Annotated in this window: 9 protein-coding genes; 4 read left to right on the plus strand and 5 right to left on the minus strand. The window is 65.9% G+C overall.

The annotated features are described in order from the left end of the window. Positions 1–1,536 (plus strand): chaperonin GroEL (gene groL / locus GEV06_26955; GenBank protein MPZ21499.1); only part of this gene is annotated, 1,536 nt, incomplete at its 5' end. Between the two features lie 189 nt (positions 1,537–1,725). On the opposite strand, the gene GEV06_26960 is transcribed toward groL, so the two are convergent. Both GEV06_26960 and GEV06_26965 read right to left on the minus strand, forming a co-directional pair. After that, complete coding sequence (locus tag GEV06_26960) at positions 1,726–2,652, minus strand: TonB family protein (GenBank protein ID MPZ21500.1); 927 nt, start codon at positions 2,650–2,652, stop codon at positions 1,726–1,728. A 75-nt stretch (positions 2,653–2,727) separates the two neighbouring features. Further along, positions 2,728–3,237 (minus strand): hypothetical protein, encoded by a 510-nt coding sequence (locus GEV06_26965; protein MPZ21501.1) that lies wholly within the window; start codon positions 3,235–3,237, stop codon positions 2,728–2,730. A gap of 167 nt (positions 3,238–3,404) precedes the next feature. Between GEV06_26965 and GEV06_26970 the strand changes: the two genes are divergently transcribed. Beyond that, positions 3,405–4,601 (plus strand): geranylgeranyl reductase family protein, encoded by a 1,197-nt coding sequence (locus GEV06_26970; protein MPZ21502.1) that lies wholly within the window; start codon positions 3,405–3,407, stop codon positions 4,599–4,601. Positions 4,602–4,697: 96 nt separating this feature from the next. On the opposite strand, the gene GEV06_26975 is transcribed toward GEV06_26970, so the two are convergent. Continuing rightward, complete coding sequence (locus GEV06_26975) at positions 4,698–5,726, minus strand: VWA domain-containing protein (protein MPZ21503.1); 1,029 nt, start codon at positions 5,724–5,726, stop codon at positions 4,698–4,700. 21 nt (positions 5,727–5,747) lie between these two features. Here GEV06_26975 and tatA point away from each other — a divergent pair, with 21 nt between their 5' ends. After that, complete coding sequence (gene tatA, locus GEV06_26980; protein MPZ21504.1) at positions 5,748–5,918, plus strand: twin-arginine translocase TatA/TatE family subunit; 171 nt, start codon at positions 5,748–5,750, stop codon at positions 5,916–5,918. 63 nt (positions 5,919–5,981) lie between these two features. Here tatA and selB read toward each other — a convergent pair whose 3' ends face one another. Beyond that, entirely contained in the window at positions 5,982–7,910 is a 1,929-nt protein-coding gene (selB, locus tag GEV06_26985; GenBank protein ID MPZ21505.1) for a selenocysteine-specific translation elongation factor, read from the minus strand. Between the two features lie 3 nt (positions 7,911–7,913). Beyond that, entirely contained in the window at positions 7,914–10,199 is a 2,286-nt protein-coding gene (gene rnr, locus GEV06_26990) for a ribonuclease R (protein ID MPZ21506.1), read from the minus strand. A 62-nt stretch (positions 10,200–10,261) separates the two neighbouring features. Between rnr and GEV06_26995 the strand changes: the two genes are divergently transcribed. Further along, positions 10,262–10,810 (plus strand): sigma-70 family RNA polymerase sigma factor (locus tag GEV06_26995; protein MPZ21507.1); only part of this gene is annotated, 549 nt, incomplete at its 3' end.

Consider the following 10,810-nt stretch of genomic DNA (forward strand, 5'->3'; position numbering starts at 1 on the left):
AAGGGGCGTAACGTCGTGCTCGACAAGAAATTCGGCTCACCGACCATCACCAAGGATGGCGTGACGGTCGCCAAGGAGATCGAGCTCAAGGATTCGCTCGAGAACATGGGCGCACAGATGGTGCGAGAAGTGGCGAGCAAGACGTCCGACGTGGCCGGCGACGGCACGACGACGGCGACCGTCCTCGCACAGTGCATCTTCCGCGAGGGCGCACGCAACGTGGTGGCCGGCGCCAACCCGATGGAGTTGAAGCGCGGCATCGAGAAGGCGGTGCAGCATCTCGTCGAGCAGATCAAGAAGAACAGCAAGCCCGTGAGCGGCCAGGCCATCGCGCAGGTGGGGACGATCTCCGCCAATGGCGACCAGGCGATCGGCACGATCATCGCCGAGGCGATGGAAAAGGTGGGCAAGGACGGCGTGATCACGGTCGAAGAGGCCAAGTCGATGGAAACCTCACTCGAGGTCGTCGAAGGCATGCAGTTCGACCGTGGTTATCTCTCGCCCTACTTCGTGACCGATCCTGAGCGCATGGAGGTGGCCATCGAGAACGCGGTCATCCTCATCCACGAGAAGAAGATCAGCTCGATGAAGGACCTCCTGCCGCTGCTCGAGCAGGTGGCCCGTATGGGCAAGCCGCTTCTCATCATTGCCGAGGACATCGAGGGCGAGGCGCTGGCGACGCTGGTCGTCAACAAGCTGCGCGGGACGCTGCAGTGCGCGGCGGTCAAGGCGCCCGGCTTCGGCGATCGGCGCAAGGCCATGCTCGAGGACATCGCGACCCTTACCGGCGGTAAGGCCGTGACGGAGGATCTCGGGATCAAGCTCGAGAACGTCCGCGTCGAGGATCTCGGCACCGCCAAGAAAGTCACGATCGACAAGGACAACACGACCATCATCGAGGGCGGCGGCAGCTCGCAGGCGATCGAGGGTCGAGTCAAGCAGATCCGCGCGCAGGTCGAGGAGACGAGCTCCGACTACGACCGCGAGAAGCTCCAGGAGCGACTTGCGAAGCTGGTCGGCGGCGTCGCCGTCATCAAGGTGGGCGCGGCCACCGAGACCGAGATGAAGGAGAAGAAGGCGCGCGTCGAGGATGCCATGCATGCCACGAAGGCGGCCGTCGAAGAGGGCATCGTGCCGGGCGGTGGTGTCGCGTTGCTGCGCGCGGGCCAAACCCTCGACAGCGTCAAGACCGACAACGACGACCAGCGCGTCGGCATCAACATCGTCAAGCGCTCGGTAGAGGATCCTCTGCGCTGGATCGCGCAGAACGCTGGACAGGAAGGCTCAATCGTCGTCCAGAAGATCAAGGAGTCGAAGGAAGCGAACTTTGGCTTCAACGCCGCCACTGATGTCTACGAGGACCTCGTCAAGGCGGGCGTCATCGATCCGACGAAGGTGGTGCGGACGGCGCTGCAGAACGCCTCGTCCATCGCGTCACTGCTGCTGACCACGGAGGCGCTCGTCTCGGAGATCCCCGAGGACAAGAAGGAAGCTCCAGCCGGCCCTCCGGGAGGCGGCATGGGCGGGATGTACTAAGCAAAGAGGCACACCCAGCACGTAGCGCGCGGGCCCCAGGTGATGAGCGGACCCATAGGCGAGGGGTCTAAAGCCCCCTCGCTACGTGCCATGCGGAGTGCATTTGCCCGCGAGGACACACAACCCTCGCGGGCTTTTTTCATGGTGTAGGCCCAACCTCGAGGTTCGGGCGCGCAGGACGATGGCAAGTCAGCGCAGCGTAAAGTCCATCCCGATCGAGATGATGACGGGCACGGGCACACCGTCTTTTCGCCGCTTGCCCGGCTCGAACTGCCACTTTTGGGCGGCTTTGACCGCTTCCTGATCGAGACCAAACGCGGAGTCCAGGGAGCGCGTCACGCGAATGTTCGTGCAGTGCCCGTCAGTGGCGACGATACACTCGAGCCAGACGGTCCCCTGAATTTTTGCCCGCATCGCCTCGGCCGTGTATTGAGGCTTGATTTCGACGATCTTCCGAGGCAGATCGATCCCAGCTCCAGGCCGGTACGCACCGCCCCCTGTGCCTCCGCCACGTCCGGGGCCAAGCCCGGAACCCTCGCCAGGTCCAGAGCCGCGCCCCTCGCCCGTGCCAGCTCCGCCATCGGAGCCCGACCCCCGGGAGGTCGTGGCCCTGGGCGGCTCGAAGATCGCGCCCTTCAGCTCGACCGCGCTGGAGGCAACCGACATCAGCGGCAAGACCGCTTTTGGCGGCTCAGGCGGCTTTGGCTTTGGCGGTTCGGTTTCGCGTAGGGGCTCGAGGCGCGCCTCCTTGACCTCCGGAATCGACACGGCATCCGGGCCAGGCCGTTCGAGCCGGCGCGGCGGCTCCTGTTGCTGGTTGCCGCCACCGCCACCGCCGCCGCCAGGCCCTGGGATGTTCAGATAAACCATCTGTACCGGCTCGTCGCGCGCCGCCGGAATCCGAGGCATCGGCGGCCTCCACATCAGCGCCCACCCGAGCAGTGCCGCGAGGATCAGGTGGATCACAACCGACACGCCCAGCGCATTGCGCAAGCGTGCGGGCACCCAGTCGAGCAGCGATGGCTCCGCCTGCGGAGCATCGTGCAACTGAACGGTGACGTAGCTCGAGCGCGCCACCTGTTCGACCGTTCTGCCCGTGGTCGGCGACTCCGACATAGCCTTACTCAATTATGGACGATCCAGCGAGACTTCGGGTCTCCGCCTAGAGCGTTGCAAAAGCAATACCGCTGATCAATCTCCGTCCCATTGGGCCAGGGCGAGATCCGAGGAACCGTGCGCAATGAGCGTCTGTTGCACTGCGGGTACGTTCGCGTCGCTCGTGTGGACGCCCAATAGCACCGCGCCCGCCCTCACACGCGCTTGCCACCGATCTATCAGCGCCTCTTCCACGCCGGCGCGCGCCAGCACCCGATGCAGGCCACCTGCGAGATGTCCAGCGGTCTCGCCTGCCTCCGCCGCGAGCGGCCCAGCCGACACGATGGGGCCAATGCCTGGCAAGACGAGCGCCACGAGCGCCACCAGTTGGGCTCCCAGCTCACCCAGCCAACCGGCAGGCCGCGAATCCTCGATCTCGGCGCCCGGCGTGCCCCCGGCCCGCGCGGCAATGTCCCCTTCATCGTCGTGGGTACGGGCCACAACCGACAGTCGGTCGGCCGGCACACCGAGCGCACGCATCGCTCGAGCGGCATCGACCGCCGCCTCGGGAACGTCGAACAGCGCCAGGATCAGGGGATGAGCCACATCTCACTCTAGCGCAACTTGCTCGTCCCGGCAGCGCCAGGGCGGCATGAGGCGCGCGCCGCGGGCGCAACCGAATGCTGAATCTATGGCAGAATGCACCGGCTGCCGCGTGCACCGCCCGCATAGGCGTGCAATCGACACCATTTTGCGTCGCGCGCTGATACAGAATGCAACACTTCGACGTCGCTATCGTCGGCGCAGGGCCGGCCGGCGCCTGGGCCGCCCATGAGCTCGCCCGGCGGGGGGCGCGGGTTGGCTTGTTCGACGCCTCGCACCCACGCGAGAAGCCATGCGGCGGCGGTGTCACGCGCCGCGCGCTCGCGCTCGTCGCGCCGGCGCTTCGCATGCGCGGACCGTCCGCCGTGGTCATCGAGGGGGTACGCTTCGAGGCGTCGGCCTCCCATCGCGCGAATGTCGCACTGGAGGCGCAGGGTCACGATGACAGCTCGTTGCTCGTGTACAGTCGCGAGAGCTTTGACCTCGCCCTGGTCCGGGCGGCCGTCGAGGCCGGTGCGACCTGGCGCACGGAGCGTGTTCGCGACGTTGATGTCTCACGGGATGGTGCGCGTCTTGTCACGAGCAGCGGCACGTATCGCAGCGACGCCCTCATTGGCGCCGACGGTGTGAACAGCCTGGTGCGGCGCCGGCTCTCGAGCCCTTTCGCCCGAGGTCAGCTCTCCTTCACGACCGGTGTGTTTGCGCATGGCCTCAGCGCGAGCGAAATCGTCGTCCGCTTCGTCCCGCAGCCACAGGGCTATATTTGGTCGTTTCCACGCCCGGACCATCTCGCCCTGGGCATCGGCGCGCAGGCGGACGAAACACGCCCCGAGCCGCTGCGGCGCATTCTCAATGACTGGATGGCGGAGGCGCGGCTCACGGATGGGGCACGCTTGAAGCCGTACTCCTGGCCCATCCCCTCGCTGAACGCGTCCGACCTTGCGCGACAGATCGTGTCCGGCCCCCGGTGGCTGCTCGTTGGTGACGCAGGGGGCCTGGTTGATCCCATGACGCGAGAGGGTATCTACTTTGCCCTACGCTCGGGCGAGCTTGCCGCGGAAGCGCTGGCGGCAGGCGACGAGTCGCGGCGTTATCGCGCCGCCCTGACCGACGAGATTTATCCCGAGATCGAGCACGCGTCGAGCTGGAAGCGCGGGCTGTTCACGGGACCGTTCATCCACCTCCTCGTGCACGGGTTGCAACGGAGCAACCGTGTCCGCACGGTCATGTCCGACCTCATCGCTGGCCAACAGTCCTATCGCAGCCTCAAACGGCGTCTCCTGCGGACGTTCCAGATTGGCCTCGCCTGGCAGCTCCTCCGAATCGAACGCTCCAGCCTTCGCTCGCCTCCCGCGAGCTTCGGCTAGGCAAGCCCTGCCTCGAGCGAAGGCTGTCTCGCCGAAGCGGCGAAGCCGCGAAGGCGGACGGCGAGGCGAGCCCGAATCCCGATTCCCGACTCCCGATCAAGGCGCGTAGTACCCTGTCCGCGCACGCACGGACAGCTCCTTCCGTTTGACGCTGACCTCGATGCGCCGGTAGCCCGGAGAGCCGTGACGAGAAGGGACGTAGCCGAGCAAGTACTGGTGTCGTAACTCCCGCGCGATCTGAGCGAACGTGGGACCGAGACGGTCGGGGCGCTTCACGAGGAACGACCGGCCTCCGGTGACTTCCGCCAGCCAGTCCAATACCTGCGACCGGCCGTTCGCGAGCGCAATCGGGTAGGCCAGAACATCGCTTCGCCGTGCCCGGCCGAGCGCCGCCTCGATGGTGGCCTTACTGAAGCGCTCATAGCCATCGGTGAGCACGACGAGCGCACGACGGCCTGGGGCATCCTCGATGCTGTCGAACGACGCAATAATCGCATCGTAGATCGGCGTCGTCCCCCACGAATCGAGCGCCTCGATTGCACGATGCAGCGCCGCGCGGTTCGTCGTCAACGGCACTATCGTCTCGACCTCGCCGCCAATCGCGACGAGCATCACCCGATCCCGCGGCGTCAGCTCTCCCAAGAACCGGTGCGCCGCAGATTTCGCCAGGCGCAGGCGCTCGCCACGCATACTGAACGAGCGATCGACTGCCAAGGCCACCGACAGGGACAACGCTCCGGTCGAGAAGGCGGCAATCCGCTGTGCAACACCGTCTTCGCGCACCTCGAAATCATCTCGCACGAGATCGCTCACCGGTCGCTCGTTCGCGTCCACGACCGTGGCGTAGACTTCCACGAGCTCCACGCCGGAGGTGTACTGACGGGCCAGGGACCGCTGGGGCGGAGCCGCCAACAGCATCAGCGCCGTCAGCACCGCCACCGCCACGCTCCTCGCTCCACCCCTTCGGATCAGACACGACCCGCAGGTTCTAGCGGGCCGCGTCCTCCGGCCGCGCCCCCCGACGCTCGCTCGAGAGCTCGAAACCTGACACAATACGTCAAGTTTCTCGCTCTCAAGGGTTCTCTCCAGCCCATCGGCGCTTGGTGCTAGAATCGAGACATGCATACGGAGGTCGCCATGTTTGCACTGATCGGTCCCGTCGGCCTGCCGGAGCTGCTGATCATTCTCTTCATCGTCCTGCTGGTGTTCGGTGCCAGCCGGCTTCCAGAAGTGATGGGCGGTCTCGGGAAGGGCATTCGCAACTTCAAGGCCTCGGTTCGCGAGGACCCCTCCGACAAGACGAAGGCCGACAGCTAGCGCGGCGCGTTCGACGACCACGCCCTCCTTCGGCGACGGCAGGGACACCTTCGCCGAGGCACCCTACAGAATCTCCCGTTTGTCGCCCACGCGTCGCGTCACTTTCTGGCGGTCCAAGTACTCCAATAGCGGAATGGCATGCTTACGGGTCAGATCGTAACGCTCCTTGAACCAGCTGACATCAATTAGTACCGATTGGCTCGCGGCGCGGCGCACGCCAACCAGGTCTGCCTCGAGGCGCGATAATTGCTGAGCTGGAACGACCAACTCCCCCAGCCGCACGAGCCGCTTCTCGCGCAACAACCAGACCAGCGCCCGGGCGATAACCCGCGGCGACAGACCTGTCACCTCAGCCAGGCCAGCTTCTGTCAGGGCGGCCAGGCCGCGCGGCTCGATCGCCGCCTCGATACGACGGGCCGCCTCTTCCTCGTCGGCGGATAGAGCCGGTCGATGCGAGGTGAGCGCCAGACGCTCGGTCGCGCTCACACGACCCTCTGCATGCAGCGACGCGACGACCTCATCGAACACCGCCGGTGGCGTGTATCGAAACAGGCGAGTGCGCACCTCCTCCCGCGGCAGCCCCTGTGACAACGGATCCGCCTGGTGATGGCGGCTGAGCAGCTCCACAACGGCCCGACTGAGTGCGGCGATCGCATTCTGCGCAACGAGGCGGTCGCCCACCTGAAGGGCTTCTCCCGCATCCGCGAGCGCGCGTGTCACCGCGGAGGCATCCGACGCTGGCAGACCAAAGCGCGAGCTCAGCGCCGCGCGCGCCACACCGCCCGCGCCGGCCTGCTGCAGGATTGCGCATAGCGCGGCAACGTCCGCTGCATGCGGTGTCCGTTCTGCCGTGTGCCGCGCCGGATCAATGGCCACGAAACGCGCACGGGTCGCTTTGCTCTGCGTCGCGCCCGGCGGCGGCAGCGGATCCAGCACGGCTCCACCCCCAATCGTCAGGGGCGGCGAGTACGCGCGAGCCACGAAGCGATCCCCCCGCACGGTTGCGATCGGCCGCTCGAGTCGGATGCGCGCATACGCCCTCCCGCCTGGTGGCAGGCTGCCATTGGAGCTCCCCACCAGCGAGACACGGCCGAGGACCTCCGTGGTTCCCACGTGAAACCGCACTCGCGCGCCATGCGGCAGCGCGCGCGCCGACTCCACGATCTCGATCGTTACGTCGAGCCGATTGCTCACCGACACTGCGCCTTCGGCGGCCAGCGTATCGCCCCGTGCGATCTCGTCCACGTCGAGGCCTTGGAGATTGACGGCTGTGCGCTGTCCCACGCTCGCGCGCGGCACCTGCCGACCATGCACCTGCAGGCCACGAACTTTCACAGCGCGGCCACGCGGCGCCACGACGAGGTCTTCACCGACCGTCAGCGTCCCAGCGACGAGCGTGCCAGTCACTACCGTACCAAAGCCCCTGATTGAAAAGACTCGATCGATTGGGAGTCTCGCAGGGGCGTCGTCGCGGCGGTGCCCCACGTGGTGCGGTAGCTCATCGAGCGCGGCGCGCAGCACGTCGACCCCGTCACCGGTACGCGCCGACACCGCAATGACGGGCGCCTTCTCGAGAAACGTCCCAGCTACGACCTCACGTACCTCGAGACGCACGAGCTCGAGCGTTTCTGGGTCGACGAGATCGCATTTCGTGAGCGCGATGACACCGGCTGGGACCCGCAACAAGCGACAGATATCCAGATGCTCGCGCGTCTGTGGCATGACCGACTCGTCGGCCGCGACGACGAAGAGCAGGCCGTCGATCCCAGTTGCACCGGCCAGCATGTTCTTCACGAAGCGCTCGTGGCCAGGCACGTCCACGAAGCCGACGGAGACGTCACCCCGCTCGTAGGAGGCAAATCCAAGATCGATCGTGATACCGCGCGCCTTCTCCTCCTTGAGCCGGTCTGGATCCGTTCCCGTGAGCGCGCGCACCAAGGCGCTCTTCCCGTGATCGATATGACCCGCAGTGCCGACGACGATGTGCCTCATCACCTACCTTCGCCTGCCCCTGCCCGCCGCGCGCTCCCGCCTGCCAGGCCGCCGCGCCCTTCCGCTCTTCCCGCTTCGAACAGCCGCCTTCCCGCTTCGTCTCGGCCCTTTCGGCCCTTCGCCTCGAGGGCGCTTCTGCCCCTGCTCTCGAAGCCTCTCGAGGATCTCGACCAGCCCGAGGTCGACCTGTCGCCGCTCCAAGTCGACGCGCACCACCTGGACGCGCACATGATCCCCGAGTCGGTAGACCTTATCTGTATTCTCGCCCCGCAACGTGTGTGCACGCTCGGTAAATCGGTAGTAGTCATCTGCCATCGTCGAGACGTGTACCAGTCCTTCGACGAAGTGCTCGACCAGCTCGACGAACAATCCGAATGGTGCGATGCCGGTGATGTACCCATCGAACTCATCGCCCACCTTGTCCGCCATGAAGCGCACTTTCTTCCACTGCAGCAGCTCGCGCTCGGCCTCGTCTGCCCGGCGCTCCATCTCCGACGAATGTCGCGCCACCTCCGGTAACTCTTCGGCGCGGTCCGTTGCGGTCTCCGGCGTCATCCCGCCGTGCTGGAGCTCACGCAGCGCCCGATGGACGATGAGATCCGGGTAACGGCGAATGGGTGACGTGAAGTGCGTATAGAACTCGGCTGCCAATCCGAAGTGCCCGAGGTTGGCCGGGTCATAGCGCGCCTTCTGCATGGTGCGCAACATGAGCGCGGCGATGGGTCGCTCCTCCGGCTTGCCGCGCACGCGCTCGACGAGGCGCTGGAAGTGCTTGGGACGCGCGAGGTGCGGAGGCACGGCGAGACCGTAACCGAGCGTGGAGACGAATTCCTCGAGCTCCTCGACTTTGAGGGGATCTGGCGCCTCGTGGACGCGAAACAGCGTCGGCGCACCCTGGTCTGCCAAGTGTTCGGCCACGGTTTCGTTGGCGAGCAACATGAACTCCTCGATGATCCGATGCGCGATGTTCCGCTCCGCGGGAAGGATGTTCTCGATCACGCCGTCCGCGTCGAGGATGACCTGAGGCTCCGGTAGATCGAAGTCGATCGATCCGCGTCGTCGGCGCCGTGCGTTGAGGATGTCGAACAGCTCGTGCATCAGCTCGAAACGCGGGACGAGTGCTGCGTATTCGGTCCTGAGCGCCTTGTCCTGCGTGAGGATGGCGTTGACAGCGGCATAGGTCATGCGGGCACGGCTGTGGATGACGCCATCGTGAATCGAGTAGTCCACCACCTTGCCGCGCCGATCGACCTCCATCACGACGGACTGCACGAGGCGATCGACGTTGGGCCTCAGGCTACACAGCCCCGTGGCCAGCTCCGAGGGAAACATGTGAACGGCCCGTTCCGGAAAGTAGACAGACGTTCCGCGCGCGGCCGCTTCCTGATCGAGCGCGCTCCCCTCGCGGACGTAGTGCGACACGTCGGCAATGTGCACGCCCAGGGTGTAGTGGCCTTTCGGTCCCTTCTCGATAGAGATCGCATCGTCGAAGTCGCGCGCGTGCTCACCGTCGATGGTGACGATCTCGAGGTCCCGGAAATCGGTCCGACTGGCGATGTCCCGCCGCGCGACGGTCGTACCGAGCCGCTTGGCCTCGGCAATCACGTCTGCGCCGTGCTCGTCCGGGATGTTCCACTTGCGAATGATGATCGTCGTGTCGACGCCGGGCGCATCGATGTCTCCCAGCACTTCGACGACCCGTCCGAGCGGGTTTCGGGTGGGCGTCGGCCAGCGCGTGATCTCGACGGCAACCATTTCGCCAGGCTTGGCGCGCCGCTCGTCGCCCCGCGGCACCTGAATGTCCATCACCAGGCGTCGGTCGAATGGCATGACGAACTGCAGGCCCTGAGCATCGAGGTCGAAGCGCCCCACGACCGTGGAGGCCGCGCGCTCGAGGATACGAACAATCCGCCCTTCGGCCCGGCCATCGGCGCGGTGGCGCTCGATGCGCGCGACGACGCGATCGCCGTGCATCGCCTCGTTGACGTGCATGCCAGCGATGTAGAGGTCGCCAGCCAGGCCCTCGATGGCGTGTTCGGGTGTCACGAATGCGAAGCCTTGCGGATGGACGCTGACACGCCCGACCACCAGATCCATCAGCTCCGGCAGGCCATAATGCTTGCCACGCGTCTCAATGAGAGCCCCACTCGCGACGAGCGCTTTGACCTGGCGTCGGAAGCGCACGCGCTCCGTTCGTGGAACGTCGAGCGTCTGCATGAGCTCTTGGAGATTGGCGGGGTGGGTCACGCGCTCGCGAATGCTCTGGAGGATTTGGTCCTGGGACGGCATCGTAGTCAGAAAGCAGGAATCAGGAATCGGGTAACCGGAAACGGGACACAGATTTTCCAACCGTGGTGCATCTCCACCAGTCTACAGGGTGTGTGACCGACGTGACGGACGAGGAGCTGGTCGGGCACGCCGGGCAGGGAGACGAGGCCGCGTTCGCCACGCTGGTCGAGCGACACAGCCGCGCGGTCTATCGGGCCGTCCTGGCAGCGCTCCCGGACGGCAGTGAGGCTGACGATGTGGCGCAGGACGTATGGGTCATGGTTTACCGGCGCTTGGCTTCGTTTCGAGGGGAGGCACGCTTCCGGACCTGGCTACTGGCGATCGCCTGGCGAAAAGCGCTCGACCGTCGCCGCAGTTTGCATCGCTGGATGCGCACGCTCGTCACCGAGGCCGGCGACGGGTTGGATGGGCTAAGGGCGACAACACAGCACCCGAGCGGCGCGCATGTGGCACGCGCGCACTCCCCCGAGCAGCTTCTACTCGATGCGGAAAAGGACGCGGCCGTGCGAAAGCTGATTCAATCGCTCCCGCGGCGGCTGCGGGACCCACTCCTCTTGGCGGGCACGCAGGAAGCAAGCTACGCGGAGATAGCCGATCTGCTCGATATTCCG

The organism is Luteitalea sp., assembly GCA_009377605.1.
Classification (GTDB): Bacteria; Acidobacteriota; Vicinamibacteria; order Vicinamibacterales; family Vicinamibacteraceae; genus WHTT01.

What these genes read in the sequence shown, in the direction of transcription:
- GEV06_26960 (MPZ21500.1), bottom strand. Translation starts at nt 2,652, where the DNA reads ATGTCGGAGTCGCCGACCACGGGCAGAACGGTCGAACAGGTGGCGCGC.
- GEV06_26970 (MPZ21502.1), top strand. Translation starts at nt 3,405, where the DNA reads ATGCAACACTTCGACGTCGCTATCGTCGGCGCAGGGCCGGCCGGCGCC.
- GEV06_26975 (MPZ21503.1), bottom strand. Translation starts at nt 5,726, where the DNA reads ATGCATGTCTCGATTCTAGCACCAAGCGCCGATGGGCTGGAGAGAACC.
- selB (MPZ21505.1), bottom strand. Translation starts at nt 7,910, where the DNA reads ATGAGGCACATCGTCGTCGGCACTGCGGGTCATATCGATCACGGGAAG.
- rnr (MPZ21506.1), bottom strand. Translation starts at nt 10,199, where the DNA reads ATGCCGTCCCAGGACCAAATCCTCCAGAGCATTCGCGAGCGCGTGACC.